Source organism: Achromobacter sp. Root565 (genome assembly GCF_001427425.1).
Taxonomy (GTDB): Bacteria; Pseudomonadota; Gammaproteobacteria; order Burkholderiales; family Burkholderiaceae_B; genus Achromobacter; species Achromobacter spanius_D.
Window position 1 is genome coordinate 20,232 of the sequence record NZ_LMGO01000007.1, and the last position, 19,934, is coordinate 40,165.

The window sequence follows — 19,934 nt, forward strand, 5'->3', positions numbered from 1 at the left end:
GGGTTTGACGCCCGCCAGCCGCCCTGCCCGCCCGCGGCATCAGAACGCGACGTTGTCCTTGCCCTTCAATCCCAGCTTTGCGCGCGCTTCGTCCGGCGTGGCGACCTCGAGATTCAGCGCCTCGAGAATGCCGCGGATGCGCTCCACCTGCACGCGATTGGATTCGGCCAGTTGCCCCGGTCCGATCCACAGCGAGTCTTCAAGGCCCACCCGCACGTTGGACCCCATGGCCGCGCCGATGGTTGCCAGCGGCATCTGATTGCGGCCGGCGCCCAGGATCGACCATTCATAGTCGTTGCCAAAGAGGCGGTCCGCCGTGCGCTTCATGTGCATCAGGTCTTCCGGGTGCGGGCCGATGCCGCCCAGGATGCCGAACACCGATTGGATGAAGGGCGGCGACTTGACCAGGCCGCGGTCCACGAAATGGGCCAGGTTGTAGAGATGGCTGATGTCGTAGCACTCGAATTCAAAACGCGTGCCGTTGGCGTTGCCCAGCGTCAGGATGGATTCAATGTCCTGATACGTGTTGCGGAAGATCAGCGAGCGGCTGTTTTCCAGATGCTCGCGCTCCCAGTCGTGCTTGAACTCCGAGAAGCGGTCCAGCATCGGAAAGAGGCCAAAGTTCATGGAACCCATGTTCAGCGACGCCAGCTCCGGCTGGAACGTCGTGGCCGGCCGCATGCGCTCCTCCACCGTCATGTGCGGACTGCCGCCGGTGGTGATGTTGATGATGGCGTCGGTCTCGCGTTTGATGCGCTCAAGGAAAGGCTTGAACAACGCCGGATCCTGCGAAGGCTTGCCCGTCTGCGGATCGCGCGCATGCAGGTGCAGGACGGCGGCGCCGGCCTTTGCCGCACCAATGGCCGCCTCGGCGATCTCGTCGGCGGTGACCGGCAGGTGCGGCGACATGCTGGGCGTGTGGATGGCGCCCGTCACGGCGCAAGTGATGACGACTTTCTGTTTGGGCTTAGCCATTGTTGTCTCCGTGTTGTTTGTGACGCATGAGGCGCATCAGTTTTTCGTCGCGCCAGAAGCGGCGCGACGCAAGTTCTTCCTCGGGCAGCAAGGCCCGCCGCTCGTCCGACAGCGCGTCGACCAGCGCGCCTTCCCAGACCACGCAATCGCCTTGGCTTGCGCCAATCGACTGATAGAGCCCGCCGTATCGGCGGCAGTAATCCGCGAGGCCGCCCGGCGCGTTCAGGTCGATGGTTTCAAAGGGACCCATGAAGGACCAGCGCAGACCCAGGCCGTCCTTGACCGTGGTGTCGATGTCTTCGGCGCTGGCGATACCCTGGCTTGCCAGCCGGAAGGCTTCCTGCAGCAGCGCGCCTTGCAGGCGGTTCAGAATGAAGCCTTCGATTTCGCGCCGCACCAGCACGGGCTTCTGGCCGATGCCCGCCATCACGTCGCGCGCGCCGGACAGCGCTTCGGGGCTGGTCCAAGGCGCCGGACACAGCTCGACCACCGGGATCAGGTACGGCGGATTGACCGGATGCGCCACGAGGCACCGGTGCCTGCCCGCGAGATGCTCGGTGAACTGGCTGGCCGGGATGCTGGACGTGGAGCTGCCAATGATGGCGTGCGGTTCGGCCAGGGCGTCCAGTTCGGAAAACAGCGCGCGCTTGATCTCGACGTTTTCCGGGGAATTCTCCTGGACGTAGCTGGCTCCCTGCAATGCCTCATGCAGGCTGGCCGATATCTGCACGCGGTCGACGATGGCGTCCGCGTCGTCGAGCAGGCCCTGCGTTTCCAGCACGCGAAGCTGCTGCAGGATGAGCGCGCGCGCCTCGGAAAGCATGGCGGCGTTCACATCATGAAGCCGCACCTCCCAGCCCATGCGCGCAAAAACGATGGCCCAGCCCTGCCCGATCAGCCCCGTTCCGATGATGGCGGCACGCCGCGGCGTGATGTCCGCGCCCATCAGTAGAGCTTCTGCGTGAAGCCGTCCACGACAATCGCCTGGCCGGTGACGCTGCGCGCCGCTTCGCTGGCGTTGAACAGCACCATGTTGGCGATGTCCCGCGCGGTGACCATGCGGCCGAGCACAGCCTGATTTTCGTACTGCGCGGCGATCTCTTCGACCGGCCGGCCCAGCGTATCGGCTTTGGCGGCGATGACCGCGCGGATCCGGGGGCCTTCGACCGCGCCGGGCAGGATGGCATTGACGCGAATGCCATAACCGCCCAGTTCGATCGCGAGCGACTTGGTGAACCCGATCACCGCCCATTTGGATGCGGAATAGACCGACCGGCCGGCAAAGCCGAGATGCCCTGCCGCCGAAGACAGGTTGATCATCACGCCGGCCTTCGATTCCTTGAGCAGGGCAATGGCCTTGCGCGCGCACAGGAACTGGCCCGTGATGTTGACAGCAAGGGTGCGGTCCCAATCAGCCTTGGAAAGCGTTTCGACGAAACCCGTGGGTCCGGCAACGCCAGCGTTGTTGATCAGGATATCCAGGCCGCCGAGCGTTTGGCGGACAGCGGCAAAGAGCTGTTCCACGCTGGCTTCGTCGGAAACGTCGGCCCGCGCCACCTGCACACCGGGCAGTTCCGTGGGCACAGCAGCCAGCCGTTCCTCGTTGACGTCGCACACGAACACGGTGGCGCCCGCGTGGTGAAAAACCTTGGCCATTTCCAGGCCGAGCCCGTCGGCGCCGGCCGTGATGAGCACTTTCTTGCCGGTGAAATCCACTTCCTCAAACATGCGCTTGTCTCCTAGGATCCTTCTTATAAGTGCGGATCATCATATACGATATATGATAAAACCAGCTATCCTGTGATCCGTCACGCGGCTGCGGCGTCGTCCAAAAAGCGTCGTTCGCCGGGCGGAATCATGTGTACATTTTTCCCTAGTATCGGCCGCTAAGGCTTTATTCATGCGGTTTCAGGGAATTCCCTGATTCGGCATGCAGCGACCGCCACTAGAATCCAAGGCGAGGGTTTCTCGCCCCGCCGGCACATATATCATATATATCAAAAGACGGACGGAACTTAGTATCCAGTCCGCATTCCATACCGACAAAGGAGCGTAGACAGTGTTCAAGTTCAACAAAATTGTTTTGGCGCTGGGTGTGTGCGGCGCGCTGGCAAGCGGCACCGCAGCGGCCGACATGAAGGTGGGCGCCCTCTTCCCGTTCAGCGGCGCGCTTGCGCTGCTTGGACAGGAAAGCTATCGCGGTCTGGAATTGGCCGTTAACGAGATCAACGCCGCCGGGGGGATCAACGGCGAGAAGATCGAAATCATCAAGGCCGACGCTGTCGACCCGACCCAGGCGGTGTCCGAGACCAAGCGCCTGATCTCGGCCAACGTGGTCGGGGTGTTCGGCAGTTACGCGTCCGGCATTTCGTACGCGGCCTCGCCCGTGACGGAGCTGGCGGGCGTGCCCTATTTCGAGCTGGGGGCCACCGCGCACAAGATCACCACGCGCAACTACAAGTATTTGTTCCGCAGCAACCCCAACACCGCGCTGTACGGCGTGTCGGTGGTGAACGCGTTGCATGACACCATCGCGCCGGGCATGGGCCTGAACCCGAAGGACATCAAGATTGGCATCATCCACGAAGACGGCCCGTATGGCACCGACGTGGCGGCCACCGAAAAGAAGCGCGCGCAGGAACTTGGCTACAACGTAGTGGAGGTTCTGCCCTACTCGGCCAAGACCGTCGACCTGTCTTCGCTGATCCTGCGCCTGAAGGGCGCGAAGGCCGACGTGGTGTTGCAGACGGCCTACCAGAACGACGCCATCCTGTTCTTCAGCCAGGCGCGCGCGGCGGCCTTCAAGCCCAAAGTCGTGATCGGCGCGGGCGGCGGCTATTCGCTGGCCGACACCGCCAAGGCCGTGGGCGCCGACATGAACGGCGTGTTCGACCTGGACTTCCCGCAATCGTCCATCAATCCGGCCGGCGCGCCGGGCCTGGACAAGTTCCTCGAAGCCTACAAGTCCACCTACAAGAGCGATCCGCAATCCGGCCACAGCCTGACCAACTACGTGGGCGCCAAGGCTTTCTTTGAAGCCATCGGCAACGCCAAGTCCACGGACAAGGACAAGATCCGCGCCGCGGTGCTGGCCTACAAGAAGCCCGCCGGCCAGACGGCCAACGGCTGGGGCTTCGACTTCGGCGAAGACGGGCAGAACAACGCCTCGACCTTCTACGTGATGCAGTGGCAAGACGGCAAGCTCGTCACCATCGGCCCGGAAAACCTCGCTCTCGGCAAGCCCATCTTCAAGAAATAGAGCGCGATGCCAGCGGCCGGGCGCCGGAGCCTCACGCTCCGGCGCGGCCGGTCATACCCGGGGCCTGAGCGCCCCGCCCCTGGACGCTGCGGGACAGGGACGGGGCGCTTCCCGCACTTAGAGGTTGCACAATGGAATTATTCATTCAACTGGTCATCAACGGCCTGTTGCTGGGCGGCGCATACACGATCATCAGCCTGGGGCTGACGCTCATTTTCGGCGTCGTGCGCGTCGTGAACTTTGCGCACGGCGAGTTCCTGATGATCGGCATGTACATGGTCTATCTGATCGCGGCGCAGTTCGGCGTCCATCCCTACGCGGGCCTGATTCCGGTCGCCGTCATTCTGTTCGCGCTGGGTGCGCTGACGCAGAAGGGCATCATCCAGCCGCTGCTTCATGCTGATCAACACATCCAGATCTTCGCCACGGTGGGCGTGTCCACCATCCTGCTGAACCTCGCGCTGGTGATCTTTGGCGCCAACGTCTATCGCGCGCCGGTCGAACTGGGCACCAACGCCATCGAAGTCGGTCCGTTCTCGATGGTCACGGGCCAGCTCGTCACGTTTGTCATCGGGCTGACGCTGGCCGTGCTGCTGCACCTGTTCATGCACCGCACCTACCTGGGCCGCGCGCTGCGGGCCGTGGCGCAGCACCGATATGCCGCCACCCTGATGGGCGTGAACGTCAACAACGTCTACGCCATCGCCTTCGGGCTGGGCACGGCATTCGTCGGCATCGCCGCGGGGTTGCTGGCGCCGCAGTACCCGGTGTTCCCCACGGTGGGCACCTACTTCGTGCTGACGGCGTTCGTGATCGTGGTGCTGGGCGGCCTGGGCAGCCTGTATGGCGCCGTTGCCGGCTCCATAATCATCGGCATCGTCGACACGCTGGCGGGCTTCTACATCGCGCCCGACCTGAAGGAGGTCGTCTATTTCGGAATCTTCCTCTTAATCCTTGTCCTGAAGCCGAACGGTCTGTTCGGTGTCGGTACAGAGTGACCAGAACAACAAGGAGCAAGACGTGTTTCCCGACTTTCGACACCCCAAAGCCTACGTCAGCCTCATCCTGCTGATCACGATGTTCCTCGTGCCCGTCGTCATGGGCACACCCTTCTGGACCAACCTCTTCGTTCTGCTGTTCGTGTTTTCCGCGCTCTCGGTCGCCTGGAACATCGTGGGCGGCTACGCCGGCCAGTTGTCCCTCGGCCACGCGGTGTTCTATGGCATCGGCGGCTACACGGCCACCCTGCTGACGCAGAACTTCGGCATCTCGCCGTGGATCGGCATGTTCGCGGGTGCGGCCATTTCCGCGGCCGTCGCCATCCTGATCAGCTATCCCACGCTGCGCCTGCGGGGGCCCTTCTTTGCGCTGGCAACCATTGCCATCCTGGAAGTGGTGCGCCTCTTGGTCATCCACGAGGAAAGCTGGACCGGCGGTTCAAGCGGCATCAGCCTGCCCTTGAACATCGGCTGGGCGTGGATCGTGTTCCGCGAGAAGATCAACTACGTCATCATTGCGTTCGGTTTGTTCGTGATGGTGACGTGGGTCTCGTGGTACATCCGCAAGTCGCGCATCGGTCATTATCTGATCGCAATCCGCGAGCGCGAAGATGCCGCGCTGGCAGTGGGCATCCACACCGTGCGTGTGAAGATCATCGCCGCCGTGGTGTCCGCCGTCCTGACCAGCATCATCGGCACGTTCCATATCACCTACCTGACCTTCGTCGATCCCAGTTCCGCGTTTTCGCTGGAGCTGTCCATCCAGGTCGCGATGTTTGCGCTGATCGGCGGGCTGGGCACGGTATCGGGTCCGATCGCGGGCACCTTCCTGGTGCTGCCGATTGCGGAACTGGCGCGCGGCTGGCTCAGCAGCGTGGGCAATGGCATGCACGGGCTGATCTACGGCCTGATCCTGGTCGCGGTGGTGCTGACCATCCCGCGCGGTCTGGCGGGCGCATTCGGCCCCTTCATCGAGCGCATGCTGGCGCGCCTGCCTTATCTGGGCACGCCGCCAGCCAAACGCAAGCTGGCCGACGAGATCCGCATCCGCAACGCCACTCGCACCGAGCAGCCCGTCTTGAAGGCGGCGGGGCTGTTCAAGAGCTTCGGCGGCCTGCGCGCCACCAACGACGTATCGCTGACGCTCAACCAGCACGAAATCCTGGGCATGATCGGGCCGAACGGCGCCGGCAAGACCACGGTGTTCAACCTGCTGTCGGGCTTTCTGTCGCCGGACAAGGGCGACATCACGATGCGCGACGAGCAAGGCAACTGGGTCACCTGCAAGACGCCCGACGCCTTCGCGCACAAGGGCCTGGGCCGCACGTTCCAGATCGCCAAGCCGTTCACGGGGCTGACGGTGCTGGAAAACATCATGCTGGGCGCGTTCATCCACACATCAGACCGCGACGAAGCCGAGCAGATCGCGCTGAAGGTGGCTGAGCAGACCGACCTGGTGAAGTACCTGAACACCGAGGCGCGCAGCCTCACCGTGGGCGGGATGAAGCGTCTGGAAGTGGCGCGTGCGCTGGCGATCAAGCCGCGCATCCTGCTGCTGGACGAAGTGATGGCGGGCCTGAATCCCACGGACATCGAGAAATCCATCCAGATGATCCGGCGCATCCGCGATTCGGGTGTTTCAGTGCTGCTGATCGAACACATGATGCAGGCCACGATGGCGCTGTCCGACCGCATCATCGTCCTGAACGAAGGGGGCGTGCTGGTCAGCGGCTCCCCCAAGGACGTGGTTGAGAACCCGGCCGTCATCGAAGCCTATCTGGGCAAGGAGTATCAGGATGCTTAAGGTGTCGAATCTGACGTCGGGCTATGGCAAGAGCCAGGTGCTCAACGGCCTGAATTTCGAGGTTAACGCAGGCGAGATCGTCACGCTGATCGGCGCCAACGGGGCGGGCAAGACGACCACGCTCAAGACGCTGTGCGGCGTGATCGCCGCCACGCAGGGCAAGGTGGAATTCGAAGGCCAGGACCTGACGAACCGCGAACCCTACGACATCGTGGATGCCGGGATCACCATGATCCCCGAAGGACGCCAGCTCTTTCCGCACTTCACCGTGCGGGACAACCTGCTGATGGGGTCGTACAAGCGCGCGGCGCGGCCGATCGTCGAGCGCAAGCTCGACGAGGTGCTGCGCATCTTCCCGCGCGTGAAGGAGCGGCTGAGCCAGTACGCCGGATCGCTGTCGGGCGGCGAGCAGCAGATGGTGGCGATCGCGCGCGGCATGATGGCGGACCCGAAACTGCTGGTGTTCGACGAACCGTCGCTGGGGCTGTCGCCGCTGCTGGTGCAACAGATGTTCGACATCATCCGCGACGTCACCTCGCATGGCGTGACGGTGCTGCTGGTGGAGCAGAACGTGTTTCGCACGCTGCGGCTGGCGGATCGCGGCTATGTGCTGGAAAACGGCGCAATCGTGCGCACGGGCACGGGCGCGGAGCTGCTCAGCGACCCTCACGTCAAGAAGGCCTATCTGGGCCACTGAAATCCAAGGACAAACGTCTCATGTCTTTACGCTGCACATTCATCGACCATGGCAAGGGCGGCGCGCCCGATTGCATGCGCATCGCCGAACGCGACATGGAAACGCCCACGCGCCGCCAGGTGCTGATCGAAGTGGCCTACGCGGGCGTCAACCGCCCGGACGTGCTGCAGCGCTCGGGGTCCTATCCCCCGCCCGCGAGCGCCTCGCCCTATCTGGGCCTGGAAGTCTCCGGCACCATCGTGGCGGCCGGTCCCGACGTGCGGGACTGGAAGGTGGGCGACCAGGTCTGCGCACTGACGCCGGGCGGCGGGTATGCCCAGTATTGCCTGGCCGACGAGCGCCATTGCCTGCCGGTGCCGCGCGGGCTGGACCTGCTGACCGCGGCGGCCATTCCCGAAAACTACTTCACCGTCTGGACCAACGTGTTTGACCGCGCACGCCTGGCCGCGGGCGAAAGGTTTCTCGTCCACGGCGGCTCGAGCGGCATCGGATTGACGGCGATCCAGCTCGCGCGCGCATTCGGTGCAGAGGTCTGGACCACCGTGGGCAACGCGCAAAAGGCGGATGCCTGCCTGAAGGCCGGCGCACATCATGCCGTGCAGTACCGCGACGCGGACTTCGAGGCCGCCGTGAGCGAAGGCACGGGCAAAGCCGGCGTCGACGTGATCCTGGACATGGTTGGCGGCGCCTACATCAACAAGAACCTGCGGTTGCTGGCCCTGAACGGGCGGCTGGTGCAGATCGCGTTCCTGGAAGGCAGCAAGGCCGAGATCGACGCCCTGCCCATCATGACCAAGCGGCTGCAATTCACCGGATCCACGCTGCGCCCGCGTTCCGACGAGGACAAGGGCGCCATCGCGCAGGCGCTGGCGCAGAAGGTGCTGCCGCTCATGGAGCAGGGACAGTGCCTGCCCTTGATCCACAAGGTCTTTCCGCTGGCCGAGGCCGCTCGCGCTCACGCGCTGATGGAAAGCAGCAAACACATCGGCAAGATCATGCTGCAGGTGCAGCCATGAGCGCGCGCTTTACCGGCCAGACCATCATCGTCACGGGCGCGGTGGGCGGCATCGGGTCGGCCATCGTCGACGCGTTCCTGGCCGAAGGCGGCCGCGTGGGTCTCATCGACTTCAACGCGCAGGCCGGCCAGGCCTTTGAGAAGGAACTTCAGAAACGGGGCCACGACGTGTGCTTCGTGCCCACCGATGTCGCGCATTTCGATCAGTGCCAGGCCGCCTATGACCGCATCACGTGTGAGCTGGGCGCCGCGACCATCCTGGTCAACAACGTCGGCATCTCGCCCAAGACAAACGGCCGCGCGCTGAAGGTCTGGGAAATGCCGCCCGCGGAGTGGAACAATGTCGTCGCGGTAAACCTGAACAGCGTGTTCTACATGACGCGCCTGGCCACGCCACATATGGTGCAGGCGCGGCAGGGACGCGTCATCAATATGTCGTCGGTGGCCGGCCGGGCGTACTGCGATATCGTGGCGGCGCATTATGCGGCCACCAAGGCGGGGCTGATCGGGTTGACGCGGCACTGGGCAGCCGAGCTGGGCGAGCATCAGGTGACCGTGAATGCGCTGGCGCCGGGCCGGATCAGCACGCCCCTGCTGAAAAGCGTGCCGCAGGAAATCAACGACGCGGTGGCGGCCGTGACCGCGCTACGGCGCCTGGGCACGCCCGAGGAAGTGGCGGACGCGTGCCTGTTCTTCGCGTCCGATCAGGCCAGGTTCGTGACCGGGCAGGTGCTGGACGTGGCCGGTGGCTGGTTGATGACCTAGCCCGTAAAACGCTCACGAAAAAAAGAGCCCGTTCGATTGAACGGGCTTTTTCACGGCGGTAACGCAGAGCGTCAGGCCTGCACGCCCAATCGGTAAACCACCGTGTCCAGGCGGCTGACGCCGGCGGACTGAAACTTGGGTTCCTTATCAAGCATGTCGCGGCGGTCGATGATGACGGCGGGCGACACGCTTGAGAAGATCGCTTGCACTTCGCTGTCCACCACGGAAAACGGGGGGCCAGCCATCTCGTCTTGGGGATAGTCCAGGGTAATGAGCAGGCCGCGGTACGACGGCGACAATTGCCCGTAAACGTGGCGCACGTAGTTTGCCCGCATCGCGTCCGGCAGCGCGACGAGCGCCGCGCGGTCATACACGCCCACGCAATGCGACAGCACCTGCGCGTCCATCTTGAAGATGTCTCCGCAGACGATCTCGATGTTGCCGGCGACGTAATGCGTGCCATATGCCGATTCGTGCTTGACCGGCCGCAGTTCGTTTTCTGTGAAGAACTGCTCCACCGCAAGCTGCGACAGCTCCGCGCCCAGCACCTGATGGCCCTGCGCGGCCAGCCACACCATGTCCAGCGACTTGCCGCACAGCGGGACCAGCACCTTGCCGCCCGTGGGGACGTCGAGCGTTGGCCAATACTTTTGCAATAGCGGCGTGATCCGCGACTGATGAAAGTGCGTGCGCCCTTCGCGCCAACGTTCCAGCCAGAATTCCGCGTCCATGACTTGTCTGCTCCTCCTATGAGTAGGTGTCGCAATTGCACCGTGATGTTTCGCACCCGGACGGCACCGGGATCAGCGTACCCGCCACCCTTGCCGGGGCGCTTGATCGCACGCAATGCGCGCTCGGGCATTGTAGTGCCGGTCTGAAATGACGGGCGCGGCCGCCCTGCCAGTCCTTCGCCCGTGAAGGTTCCGGTATCGTATGGACCCGACATGACGTCCCGCGGACCTTCTCATGCTTGCAGCGCTTCGCATCCGTCTCTTCTCATCGTTGCTACTCGCCAGCGTTCTGGCGAGCCCGCCGGCCCATGCCCAGGACGCGTCGCAGTTGGACGACGCCTACCTCACGGCGCTGCGGACGGAGAACGACGCGCTGCGTGCGCGCATCCAGCAGTGGCCCCCTGCCCTGCAGGCGCAGAACTCGCAAGTTTCCGCGGCGCTGCGGGCCGGCAATCGCCAGGAGGCGCAGCGCATCGCCGAAGACATGGCGCGGCTGGAACCGGCCAACGCCGACATCAGGCTGTTCCTGGGAAAGCTGCAAGGTCAGCAAGGCAACATGGCGGCGGCCCTCGCACTGTTCGAGCAGTCGATCGCGCTGGATCCCGGCAATAAGTGGGCGTACATCAACAAGGCGGGTGCCCAGGCCGAACGCGCGGACCTGCCCAACGCGCTGGTGACCACGCAGGCGCTGATCGCAAGATTTCCTGACTGGAGCATTGGCTACAACCTGCAGGCGTCGCTACTGGATTCAATGAACCGCCACGACGAAGCGCTGGACGCCTATGAAAAAGCGGTACGCGCCAAGCCGGCCAGCGCCCTGATTCTGACGAATCAGGGCAACCTTCAGCGCCGGCTTGGCCGCCTGGCCGACGCCCGCAATTCCTACGAAGCCGCGCTACGGGTGCAGCCGGGCTACGCATTCACCGAAACACAATTGGCAAGCCTGCCGCAATAGGGCCGTTGCGCCCGGAGACCCCATGAACCGTCGTCCCCTGCTGCTGATGCTTGGCAGCCTGATCGCCGCGCCGTTGCGCGCCCTGGCATCGCCTGCCCGCGATGCCATCATTCGCCAGGTATATGCGGCGCCAGAGGCCGGCCTGTCTTACACCCCACAGCATGCCGCCTTGGTGCGCCTGCTGCGTGTGCAATGGATGCCGGTCGAATCCGGCGCGCCCGGCATCGATTTCGAGCAACCGCTGCTCGGCGGCACCGATACGCTTGCCACTGCACGCAGCGCCCTGAAGACGGCCGACGATGCGCTGGTCATCCGGCGGCTGGCCGAAGTCTGCCGCCTGGTCCCGCGCTATGTGCAATCGGTCGGCAGGCTGCAACCCGGCCGCTATGAAGTGCCGGCTGAGATGCGCGAGGCCTTCGATTTTCCGGAAAGCGGCGTGGATGCGAAGGGGACGTTCAATCTGCGCAAGGAGCATCTGATTCTGCTGCGCGCCGCAGTCTGGCGCGAAGTGGATGATCAGGCGCTGGGCGCGGTTTTGCGCGAAGGGGACCGCTTCTGGCCCATGCCCTACATCGACGGCAAGCGTCCGTATGGAGTCTCCAGTTACTACCAGGTCGACATCGGCCGATTGTGGGGCGAACCCTATTCGCTGGACGCCAAGGGTCACGCCATTAAGGACCCGGTCAAGGACGCCCGTTTCGAACGCCTGCACTATGAAACGCTGGCGGCGCTGCAGGTGTTTCTGAGCCATTCCGCTGCGGTCAAATCAAAGCGGTAACGAGGAGCCCGCTACGCACGGTGCATGAAGCTGCGAATGTCGTCCATGATCGGCACCGCGGCCAGCAGCATCAGCAACAACGCCAGCGGCCACGTTGAACCGAAGCCGAAATTGAAGAACGAATACGCGCCCGTCACGCCACCCACGAAGAACAAGGTCACCATCAGGCTCAGCACGATAAGCTTGCCGCGGTCGGCCAGCACCCGCGGCATGGCCTGCGGGTCGCCCTTGGCGACGTTCCAGTAGAAGAGCTTGCCGAGCTCGATGCCGATGTCGGTCACCATGCCCGTCACGTGCGTGGTGCGGATTTCGGACCGGGATACCTTGGTGATCATCGCGTTCTGCAGGCCCATGATGTAGCAGAGCAGCATCACCGTGCCGGGTACGTAGAACCAGCGCAAGGTCTCAAGGTTTGCGCCCAGCAGGCCAAAGATGAGCAGCAGCACGGCCTCGAGCAGCAGCGGCATCGCGTATTCGCTGGCCAGCCGAGATCTGCGTCCGAAGTTGATCAGAAAGGCAGAGCTGGCCGCCCCCGCCATGAACGACAACAGCGCCGCCAGACCTTGCAGCATCACGATCACCCCGCCGAGCGCCATGTGGTCGGCCATCATGGACACGATGCCGGACATATGGGAGGTGTACTGCTGGACCGCCAGGAAGCCGCCCGCGTTGACGGCGCCGGCGGTAAAGGTCAGCAGATAGGCAAGATGGCGGTTGGCTTGCGGGCTGCGGCTGACCGCGGTCAGCCGGCGCAGATACGGGATGGTCACGCCTGTCCTTTCAAAACAAGAACGTGTTCACTGCGATTCGGAATGCCATTCTAGACGCGGTGGTGCCGCGCCGATCAGGGCCTTGAGACGGGATAGTAAACGCCGCCCAGCGCGCCGTTAAGACCGCAATACGGCCGGCCGGCCGCGTCAGCGGCGCCTGCCGGCGGGATTTCGGCCAGCACAAGGCCGTACCCCTTGCGCGACAACGTCAGGGACCAGCCCTCGGCATCGACCGTCTCGACGACCAGCGCGTTGTTCTTGACCGCGCCCACGCCGCGGACATCGCACACCCAGCGGCCATTCTCGGGATGCGCCGCGGAGCCGTCGAACGCCAGGCTGCCATCCGGCTGCCGTTTGATTGAAATGCCGCCCGCCAGGTTTTCCCAATCACCTTCAAAGCCCTGACGCCGCTTGAGCACCAGCGATGTCATGAAGGCGTCGCGATACTTCAACCGGTCGGCCAGTTCCTTTTGCGGCGCGTCGCCGCCGGGCGGTGACGCGTAGGCCTCGTCCCGCACCTTGACAAACCAGCGCTGATCTTCCGTCAGCGCCTTGCCCGTTGCCGGGTCGAAAGTCATTCTGGCCTTGCTGAAGTGTCTTGCAATGCTGGCATCCTGTTCGGCCAGCCCGCCATCCGCGCAGATCGCCTTCTCGACCGCCGTCCGGGCCTTGGCGCAGTCGAACGACGGCTTGCTTGCAGCCCAAGCCGCCGGACTGCACAGCACGACGCACAGCATCATCCCGTTGGCCAGGCGATTCATAGCGAAAACGCCCGCAGGTTGGCGACACGCGCCGCCAGGCCGTCCTCGCCCAGGTAGTGCCCCAGCTTGCCGGCGCGCACGCGCTTGAGGTCTTCCTGGTAACGGGTGGCCATGGAATCGCGCACCTGGGCGTACGCCTCGGCAATGCCTTCACCGCAGGCGTGGGCAATGAGACGCGCCGCCTCGGGGGATCCGCACGCGACACAGCGCGCGACACCCAGCGCATCGGCTTCGGCGCCGCGCGCCAGCAGCGCGGCGACCAGTGCGGCGGGCGGTTCGCGATCGAAGCGGTGAATGGCGGTGGGACTGACCGGCGCGCCCGCATCCAGCAGCGCCTGCGCCGCCGCGTGCGCGTGCTGCATCAAGGCCACGTCCAGCGCCTGGGCGCTGCCGCGCAGCGGCGCATCGAGGCGCACGCCCTGCGCCGACAGACGCCGCACGAGGGCCGCGTCGTCGTGCGACAACGCATGCTGCAAGGCCAGCGCGGCCAGACCAGGCTTGGCGGCCAGCGTTCCGTCCTCCAGAGGGCCGCGCCAGTCCACCAACGCCCGCCGATGGAAGGCGGCCACGCGGTCCGCCAGCGGCTGAGGCATGCCATGATCCGACACGCGCTCATCCAGATACTCCAATACGCGCAAGCCCGTGCTGTCCTCGTCTTCCTCGGGATCGGTTTCCAGGCACAGCGCGGCAAACGCGGCGTGCAGGTCCGGCGCGATGGTCGCGATGCCGTCCTGCTGCAAGGCATGCGTCCAGCCCGGCAGGCCCTGCTTCCATGCGACCACGCTGCCTGCGCGCGGCCCAGGTTCGACGGCGACGTAGATGCGGTCGCAGTATTCGAAGCCGCCTATCGGCAGATAGCGCAGCTTTCCGTTCCACGTCGCGCCGTCCTCGGCCGCGGCTTCCTCGGCGCACTCCTGCTCGTGCTCGATCCAACCTTGCAGGTCGCGGTACTGGTCGCTGCCGTCGTAGAACAGCTCGGACCAGCTCAGGGCCTCTTCGTTGCCGTCCATCTGCGCGCGCAGATCGTAGGCCAGCTCGCCCCCGGCGGTGAGCCGCCACAGGTCGAGCAGCGCTGGCGGAAGCGGCCCCTCGCAAACGGCCTGGATTTCCGCAATGCGGGCGTCGGAAATCGGCGGCTGCACATCGATCAGCAGGCGGTCGGCAAACACCGCAATGCCGTGCTCACGCAACGCCAGCAGTTCGCCGGACGTGAAAAACTCGCTCATGTTGAAACTTCAAGGATGGAGACCGGTGCGATTTTACTAGCCGGGGGGTGAAGAACCGCCACCCTAAGATGGCCGACCGCCGTTGATGTACGGAGTTTGCCCTTGGCCTTCCACACGAGAAAGCATGACGTCCAGCGGATGCGGACCGGCGCTGGCTCGCCGGTCCATCGTTGATCGCGCCTCGCGTCAGGCCGCACCCGACTCGCGCAACTGCTGGCGCCGGTATTCGCCCTGGCGCACGTGCATCCAGCCCGGGTACTCCGGCGGCAGTGCGCTGACCTTGTCCAGCGCAGCCAGCTCGTCCTGCGTCAGCCGGATGTCCGTGGCGGCCAGATTGTCCTCCAGTTGATCCACGCGCTTGGCGCCGATGATGACGCTGGTGACGACCTGCTGGTGCAGCAGCCAGGCCAGCGCCACCTGCGCGACCGAGACGCCGCGTGCGTCTGCAATTTGCCGCAGCGCGTCGATGCTGTCGTAGGCGCGCTCCCGGTCCACGGGCGGAAAATCGAACGCAACGCGTCGGCTACCGGCCTCGGCCTCGCCATCGCGGCTGTACTTGCCGCTGAGCAGGCCGCCGGCCAGCGGGCTCCACACCATCAGCCCGACGCCCTCGCTCTGCAGCATGGGAACCAGTTCCCGCTCCAGATCGCGGCCGGCGATCGTGTAGTACGCCTGCAGCGACTCGAAGCGCGCCAGTCCCAGGCGTTGCGCAATGCCAAGCGCCTTCATGATCTGCCAGGCGGCCCAGTTCGACACGCCGATATAGCGCACGTGGCCATGCTGCACCAGCGTGTCCAGCGCCCGCATGGTTTCCTCGACGGGCGTGGCGGGGTCGAAGCCGTGGATCTGATACAGGTCGATATGGTCGAGCTGCAAGCGCGACAGGCTCTTCTTGACGCCATCCAGGATGTGCACGCGCGAATTGCCGCGGGCATTGACGCCCGCGCCCGTCTGCCCGAAGACCTTGGTGGCGATCACGACGTCTTCGCGCGGGACCTTCAGGTCGCGCAAGGCCTGGCCGGTGATGATCTCCGAACGGCCTTCGGAGTACACATCCGCCGTGTCGATGAAATTGACGCCCGCGTCCAGCGCGCGGCCGACCAGCCGGTTGGCGTCTTCCTGTTGCAGGCTGCCGATCTTGCTCCAGAGTTCGCCTTCGCCGCCGAAGGTCATGGTGCCCAGGCAAAGCTCCGAAACGAACAGGCCCGTGCTGCCGAATTTCTTGTATCGCATGTGTGCTCCTTCAGGGGCTGGCCGGCGCGCCGGATCCCGGAGTGGGACCGCTGCGGCAGCCTGCCGGGGTGCGGACAGTATGCGTCCGGCGAGCTGCGCGCACGCTGCTTGATCCTGCCCTTTTTTTGCCTGATTCTCCGGCGAGGCGGCCGATGCGGCGCGACCCGTCGTTTTCTCCGGGATTCCTGCCTAATCCTCCATTCCCCTGTGCCGGCCACCGCGAACCGCGCAAGATGGCAATACACTGGCGGACACCCAATCCTCTGCCGCCATTGCCCATCTGGTTTACGGGCGGCGCGCCCCGGGAGCCCCTCGATGTCTCTGAATTCTGCCCGATCCCTTGCGTCCGCCGGCGCCGCCCAGGACGCCGCCTGCGAACTGGGGCGGTCCGAGCTGCTCTGTACGCTCGAGCGCATGACCGGCACCCTGGAAGGGGCGCTGGATACGCCGATCGAGGGCCTGTACCTGCACCGGCTGTCGCAGCCGTCGGGCGCCAAACCGGGCCTGCAGAAGGCGGCGCTGGCGGTCATTGCGCAGGGATCGAAGCGCCTGTTCATCGGCGACGAGACCTACGAATACGATCCCTTCCATTTCCTGATCTCGTCGGTGGATCTGCCCGTGGTGGCCAAGGTGTCGGTCGCCAGCCCGACGCTGCCCTATCTGGGCCTGCGGCTGGATTTGAACCCCGAGGAGATCACCGCGCTGATCAGCGACGAAAACCTGCCGCCGCTGGTGCCGGCCGAAGCCTCGCGCGCGCTTTGCATCAATCCGCTGGGCAGCACCCTGCTGGACGTGGTGCTGCGGCTGCTGCGGCTGCTGGACACGCCGCGGGACATTCCGATCCTGGCGCCGATGATCAAGCGCGAACTGTTGTACCGCCTGCTGATGAACGGCCAGGGCGTCGTACTGCGCCAGACGGTGCTGCAGGACAGCCAGCTCAACCGCGTGGCCAAGGCGATCCGCATCCTGCGCGACAACTTCGCGCAGCCGCTGCGAGTCGAAGAAATCGCGCGCGACGTCCACATGAGCGTGTCGTCGCTGCACCACCACTTCAAGCAGGCTACCGCCATGAGCCCGCTGCAATACCAGAAGCACCTGCGGCTGCAAGAGGCGCGGCGGCTGATGCTGACGGACGATGCCGGCGTGGCGCTGGCCGCGCATGCCGTGGGCTACGAGAGCTCATCGCAGTTCAGCCGCGAGTACAGCCGTCTGTTCGGCGCGCCGCCGCTGCGCGACAAGCAGCGCTGGAAGGACGAAACGGCGCTGGCCGCCTGAAGACTCAGCCATCCGCCCGCCTCGGCAGATTGTTCTACGCCTCGAAGACGATCCGCATGCCTGGCAGGCTAAGCCCGTCGAGCTCGGTGCTCCAGGTCTCGCCGGCGTGAACGGGGTAGGCGCGCGTCAGCGTGCCGGTCGTGACCAGTTCCCCGGCCTGAATTGCGTCGGTTGCCGCTCGGTCCGCCACCACATCGATCAGATGCGCCAGCGCGGCCACCGGGTTCCCCAGCACGTTCGCGCCGCTGCCGGTCTCGCGCAGCTGGCCATTGCAGGACAACGCCACCTGGAAACGCTGCAACCGGTCGAGCAAGTCGGGCCCGAGTTCAGCGGGTTCGGCGCGCGCCCCAATGAAAAGCGCGGCGTGCAACGCGTTGTCCGCCACCGTATCGGCCGCCTGGAACTGCCAGGCGGGGAAATGCGATTGGACCAGTTCGAACCCATGTGCGATCCAGTCCACGCAGGCCAGAATCTGCGTCAGGTCGCGCGTTTGCGGCGGTGCGGTATGAAAGTGCAGCACGATCTCGGGTTCGATGCGCGGCTCTGCGTACGCAGCGAGCTGGCAGCGGACCTCGCCGCCGTCGGCCTGCACCAGGGTGTGCGCGTAGACGCGCCCCCAGACCGGAAAGTCCACGCCCAACGCCGCCCACATCGCCGGATTGGTGAAACCGATCTTGCGGCCGACTTGCTGCGCGCCTTGCGCCACGCGCATCTCGTGGACTTTGGCCGCCACATCGTAGGCCTGCGCCAGGCCAAAGCCGGCGTGCCTTGCCGTCAGGGGCGCAATCGGCGTGGCATGGTCCTGCGCCGCCTTCATTTCCCGCGCAAGCGCGAGCGGATCGATGGACATGGCGTCTCCTCCCTACTTCCTGTGGGTAATGCCGACTTTATAGGGAATCGGCGCCGCGCGCCGTAATATGCTCGACCGGCCCACCGACAACCCACGAGGAATTTGCATGCACGACCTGAATGACCTTTATTACTTCGTGGAGGTCGTCAAACACGGCGGTTTCGCGCCAGCCGGGCGGGCGCTGGATATCCCGAAGTCGCGCCTCAGCCGCCGCATCGCGCTGCTGGAGGAACGCCTTGGCGTGCGCCTGATCCAGCGCTCCACCCGTACCTTCGCGGTGACGGAACTGGGCCAGGAATACTACGACCAGTGCCTGGCGATGCTGGCGGGCGCCGAAGCGGCGCAGGATGTCATCGACCGCACGCACGCCGAACCGCAAGGCACCATCCGCATCGCCGCGCCGCCTGCGCTCATCTACTACTTCCTAGGTGACGTGGTGGCGCGTTTCATGGAAAAGTGCCCCAAGGTGAACATCTACCTGAAGAGCTTCAGCCGGCCGGTGGACGTGCTGCGAGAAGGCTTCGACCTGGCGGTACGGGTGCGCTTCGGCCCCATCGAAAGCAGCGACCTGGTCATGAAAAACCTGGGCTTGAGCTGCCAGAGCCTGGTCGCCAGCCCCGCCCTGGCGCGCACACTGCCCGATCCCGGCGACCTGCAGCGCATCAGCCGGCAGCCGACGATGGCGCTCGGGACCGAGCAGCGGGAATGCCAATGGCGCCTGATGGGACCGGAGAACGCGCGCCTGGCGGTGCCTTTCATGCCCCGCCTCGTCACGGACGACATGCTGGCGCTGAAGCAGGCCGCACTGCGGGGCGTGGGCGTCGTCGCCCTGCCCCTCCTGATGATTCGCGAGGAACTTGATGCGGGCACCCTTGTGCCCGTGGGCGCGCCCTGGCAACCCGAGCCCGGCAGTGTTCATGCCGTGTTTCCGTCGCGCCGTGGCCTTCTGCCTGCCGTCCGTGAGCTGTTGGATTTCATGGGAGACGCGTATCGTGAAAACGCGCGCTGCGAAGCCGCAACGCAGACGCGCCACGGCATCCCAACCCTGCAACCCGTCCATACATTGTCCGATAAATAGAACGCTGAGAGTCGAATTTCCCGTCTACCGGCGCGGTCGTCCTGAAATTAATATCCTTCCTACGCACTCAGCGTTGCCCAAACCACCGCGCAACACCGCGCAAAACCTGAATTGACCAAGGAATCAGCCATAACCCGCCCCTACGTGAAGCTCGACAAGTCCCAAGCCGCCGTTCTGCTGGTGGATCACCAAGCCGGCCTCCTGTCCCTGGTGCGCGACTTCCAGCCCGACCAATTCAAGAACAATGTGCTGGCCCTGGCCGACCTGGCCGAATACTTCAAGCTCCCGACCATCCTGACCACCAGTTTCGAAGACGGCCCCAACGGCCCGCTGGTCCAGGAACTGAAGGACAAATTCCCCGACGCCCCCTACATCGCCCGCCCCGGCAACATCAACGCCTGGGACAACGAAGACTTCGTCAAGGCCGTCAAGGCCACCGGCAAGAAGCAACTGATCATCGCCGGCGTCGTCACCGAAGTCTGCGTCGCCTTCCCCGTGCTGTCGGCCATCGAAGAAGGTTTTGACGTGTTCGTGGTGACCGATGCCTCGGGCACCTTCAACGAAGTGACGCGTGACGCCGCATGGCGCCGCATGGAACAGGCCGGCGCGCAACTGATGTCGTGGTTCGGCGTGGCTTGCGAACTGCACCGCGACTGGCGCAACGACGTGGAAGGCCTGGGCACCCTGTTCGCCAACCACATCCCCGACTACCGCAACCTGATGGCCTCGTACTCGGCCTTCAAGGCGGCCAAGTAAGGTTGCGC

General features: G+C 64.8%; 19 protein-coding genes and 1 pseudogene. 11 read left to right on the top strand and 9 right to left on the bottom strand.

Annotated elements, in window-relative coordinates:
* Positions 1-39 precede the first annotated feature (39 nt).
* From ASD71_RS24345 to ASD71_RS24355, 3 genes are read right to left on the bottom strand one after another with little or no spacing between them, the layout of a single operon-like run.
* On the bottom strand, positions 40-975 hold the full coding sequence (locus ASD71_RS24345; protein WP_056570653.1) for a 3-keto-5-aminohexanoate cleavage protein: 936 nt from the start codon (positions 973-975) through the stop codon (positions 40-42).
* Positions 968-1,921, bottom strand: a complete 954-nt coding sequence (locus ASD71_RS24350) for a 3-hydroxyacyl-CoA dehydrogenase (RefSeq protein ID WP_056570655.1) — start codon at positions 1,919-1,921, stop codon at positions 968-970. The genes ASD71_RS24345 and ASD71_RS24350 overlap by 8 nt, the downstream gene beginning before the upstream one ends.
* Complete coding sequence (locus tag ASD71_RS24355) at positions 1,921-2,703, bottom strand: SDR family oxidoreductase (protein ID WP_056570656.1); 783 nt, start codon at positions 2,701-2,703, stop codon at positions 1,921-1,923. The genes ASD71_RS24350 and ASD71_RS24355 overlap by 1 nt, the downstream gene beginning before the upstream one ends.
* 331 nt (positions 2,704-3,034) lie before the next feature.
* Here ASD71_RS24355 and ASD71_RS24360 point away from each other — a divergent pair, with 331 nt between their 5' ends.
* The 6 genes from ASD71_RS24360 to ASD71_RS24385 all read left to right on the top strand — a co-directional run bounded on the left by ASD71_RS24360 (position 3,035) and on the right by ASD71_RS24385 (position 9,513).
* Entirely contained in the window at positions 3,035-4,234 is a 1,200-nt protein-coding gene (locus ASD71_RS24360) for an ABC transporter substrate-binding protein (RefSeq protein WP_056570658.1), read from the top strand.
* A 131-nt stretch (positions 4,235-4,365) separates the two neighbouring features.
* Positions 4,366-5,232 carry a branched-chain amino acid ABC transporter permease gene (locus ASD71_RS24365; protein WP_056570660.1) on the top strand — a complete coding sequence of 289 codons (867 nt, stop codon included), beginning with the start codon at positions 4,366-4,368 and terminating at the stop codon, positions 5,230-5,232.
* Positions 5,233-5,254: 22 nt separating this feature from the next.
* Positions 5,255-7,036 (top strand): ATP-binding cassette domain-containing protein, encoded by a 1,782-nt coding sequence (locus ASD71_RS24370; protein WP_056570662.1) that lies wholly within the window; start codon positions 5,255-5,257, stop codon positions 7,034-7,036.
* The gene (locus ASD71_RS24375) at positions 7,029-7,733 is read left to right on the top strand and encodes an ABC transporter ATP-binding protein (protein WP_056570664.1); all 705 of its coding nucleotides are present in this window, start codon (positions 7,029-7,031) and stop codon (positions 7,731-7,733) included. The genes ASD71_RS24370 and ASD71_RS24375 overlap by 8 nt, the downstream gene beginning before the upstream one ends.
* Positions 7,734-7,753: 20 nt before the next feature.
* The gene (locus ASD71_RS24380) at positions 7,754-8,749 is read left to right on the top strand and encodes an NAD(P)H-quinone oxidoreductase (protein WP_056570666.1); all 996 of its coding nucleotides are present in this window, start codon (positions 7,754-7,756) and stop codon (positions 8,747-8,749) included.
* Entirely contained in the window at positions 8,746-9,513 is a 768-nt protein-coding gene (locus ASD71_RS24385) for an SDR family NAD(P)-dependent oxidoreductase (RefSeq protein ID WP_056570668.1), read from the top strand. Before ASD71_RS24380 ends, ASD71_RS24385 begins: the two co-directional genes overlap by 4 nt.
* Before the next feature lie 71 nt (positions 9,514-9,584).
* On the opposite strand, the gene ASD71_RS24390 is transcribed toward ASD71_RS24385, so the two are convergent.
* Positions 9,585-10,244, bottom strand: coding sequence for a thiopurine S-methyltransferase (locus ASD71_RS24390; protein WP_056570670.1), 660 nt, complete (start codon positions 10,242-10,244; stop codon positions 9,585-9,587).
* Positions 10,245-10,479: 235 nt separating this feature from the next.
* Between ASD71_RS24390 and ASD71_RS24395 the strand changes: the two genes are divergently transcribed.
* Both ASD71_RS24395 and ASD71_RS24400 read left to right on the top strand, forming a co-directional pair.
* Positions 10,480-11,199, top strand: coding sequence for a tetratricopeptide repeat protein (locus ASD71_RS24395; protein ID WP_056570672.1), 720 nt, complete (start codon positions 10,480-10,482; stop codon positions 11,197-11,199).
* A gap of 22 nt (positions 11,200-11,221) precedes the next feature.
* On the top strand, positions 11,222-11,977 hold the full coding sequence (locus tag ASD71_RS24400; protein ID WP_056570674.1) for a hypothetical protein: 756 nt from the start codon (positions 11,222-11,224) through the stop codon (positions 11,975-11,977).
* Positions 11,978-11,994: 17 nt separating this feature from the next.
* Here ASD71_RS24400 and ASD71_RS24405 read toward each other — a convergent pair.
* The 4 genes and pseudogenes from ASD71_RS24405 to ASD71_RS24420 form a co-directional block, all read right to left on the bottom strand.
* Positions 11,995-12,747, bottom strand: a pseudogene (locus tag ASD71_RS24405) (YoaK family protein); the annotation flags it as partial.
* A 74-nt stretch (positions 12,748-12,821) separates the two neighbouring features.
* Entirely contained in the window at positions 12,822-13,508 is a 687-nt protein-coding gene (locus ASD71_RS24410; RefSeq protein WP_056570678.1) for a lysozyme inhibitor LprI family protein, read from the bottom strand.
* Positions 13,505-14,734, bottom strand: coding sequence for an SMI1/KNR4 family protein (locus ASD71_RS24415; RefSeq protein ID WP_056570679.1), 1,230 nt, complete (start codon positions 14,732-14,734; stop codon positions 13,505-13,507). The genes ASD71_RS24410 and ASD71_RS24415 overlap by 4 nt, the downstream gene beginning before the upstream one ends.
* 186 nt (positions 14,735-14,920) lie before the next feature.
* Complete coding sequence (locus ASD71_RS24420; RefSeq protein ID WP_056570681.1) at positions 14,921-15,967, bottom strand: aldo/keto reductase; 1,047 nt, start codon at positions 15,965-15,967, stop codon at positions 14,921-14,923.
* Positions 15,968-16,282: 315 nt separating this feature from the next.
* Here ASD71_RS24420 and ASD71_RS24425 point away from each other — a divergent pair, with 315 nt between their 5' ends.
* The gene (locus ASD71_RS24425; protein WP_056570683.1) at positions 16,283-17,242 is read left to right on the top strand and encodes an AraC family transcriptional regulator; all 960 of its coding nucleotides are present in this window, start codon (positions 16,283-16,285) and stop codon (positions 17,240-17,242) included.
* A 34-nt stretch (positions 17,243-17,276) separates the two neighbouring features.
* Here ASD71_RS24425 and ASD71_RS24430 read toward each other — a convergent pair whose 3' ends face one another.
* The gene (locus tag ASD71_RS24430) at positions 17,277-18,092 is read right to left on the bottom strand and encodes a 2-keto-4-pentenoate hydratase (RefSeq protein WP_056570684.1); all 816 of its coding nucleotides are present in this window, start codon (positions 18,090-18,092) and stop codon (positions 17,277-17,279) included.
* A 106-nt stretch (positions 18,093-18,198) separates the two neighbouring features.
* Here ASD71_RS24430 and ASD71_RS24435 point away from each other — a divergent pair, with 106 nt between their 5' ends.
* Positions 18,199-19,170 (top strand): LysR substrate-binding domain-containing protein, encoded by a 972-nt coding sequence (locus tag ASD71_RS24435; protein ID WP_056570686.1) that lies wholly within the window; start codon positions 18,199-18,201, stop codon positions 19,168-19,170.
* A gap of 129 nt (positions 19,171-19,299) precedes the next feature.
* Positions 19,300-19,926, top strand: coding sequence for an isochorismate family cysteine hydrolase YcaC (ycaC, locus tag ASD71_RS24440; RefSeq protein WP_056570984.1), 627 nt, complete (start codon positions 19,300-19,302; stop codon positions 19,924-19,926).
* Positions 19,927-19,934: the final 8 nt, after the last annotated feature.

Excerpts from the sequence above, each read along its gene's own strand:
- ASD71_RS24345 (WP_056570653.1), bottom strand. The coding sequence starts at position 975 with ATGGCTAAGCCCAAACAGAAAGTCGTCATCACTTGCGCCGTGACGGGC.
- ASD71_RS24350 (WP_056570655.1), bottom strand. The coding sequence starts at position 1,921 with ATGGGCGCGGACATCACGCCGCGGCGTGCCGCCATCATCGGAACGGGG.
- ASD71_RS24355 (WP_056570656.1), bottom strand. The coding sequence starts at position 2,703 with ATGTTTGAGGAAGTGGATTTCACCGGCAAGAAAGTGCTCATCACGGCC.
- ASD71_RS24365 (WP_056570660.1), top strand. The coding sequence starts at position 4,366 with ATGGAATTATTCATTCAACTGGTCATCAACGGCCTGTTGCTGGGCGGC.
- ASD71_RS24375 (WP_056570664.1), top strand. The coding sequence starts at position 7,029 with ATGCTTAAGGTGTCGAATCTGACGTCGGGCTATGGCAAGAGCCAGGTG.
- ASD71_RS24380 (WP_056570666.1), top strand. The coding sequence starts at position 7,754 with ATGTCTTTACGCTGCACATTCATCGACCATGGCAAGGGCGGCGCGCCC.
- ASD71_RS24385 (WP_056570668.1), top strand. The coding sequence starts at position 8,746 with ATGAGCGCGCGCTTTACCGGCCAGACCATCATCGTCACGGGCGCGGTG.
- ASD71_RS24390 (WP_056570670.1), bottom strand. The coding sequence starts at position 10,244 with ATGGACGCGGAATTCTGGCTGGAACGTTGGCGCGAAGGGCGCACGCAC.
- ASD71_RS24395 (WP_056570672.1), top strand. The coding sequence starts at position 10,480 with ATGCTTGCAGCGCTTCGCATCCGTCTCTTCTCATCGTTGCTACTCGCC.
- ASD71_RS24400 (WP_056570674.1), top strand. The coding sequence starts at position 11,222 with ATGAACCGTCGTCCCCTGCTGCTGATGCTTGGCAGCCTGATCGCCGCG.
- ASD71_RS24410 (WP_056570678.1), bottom strand. The coding sequence starts at position 13,508 with ATGAATCGCCTGGCCAACGGGATGATGCTGTGCGTCGTGCTGTGCAGT.
- ASD71_RS24415 (WP_056570679.1), bottom strand. The coding sequence starts at position 14,734 with ATGAGCGAGTTTTTCACGTCCGGCGAACTGCTGGCGTTGCGTGAGCAC.
- ASD71_RS24420 (WP_056570681.1), bottom strand. The coding sequence starts at position 15,967 with ATGCGATACAAGAAATTCGGCAGCACGGGCCTGTTCGTTTCGGAGCTT.
- ASD71_RS24425 (WP_056570683.1), top strand. The coding sequence starts at position 16,283 with ATGTCTCTGAATTCTGCCCGATCCCTTGCGTCCGCCGGCGCCGCCCAG.
- ASD71_RS24430 (WP_056570684.1), bottom strand. The coding sequence starts at position 18,092 with ATGTCCATCGATCCGCTCGCGCTTGCGCGGGAAATGAAGGCGGCGCAG.
- ASD71_RS24435 (WP_056570686.1), top strand. The coding sequence starts at position 18,199 with ATGCACGACCTGAATGACCTTTATTACTTCGTGGAGGTCGTCAAACAC.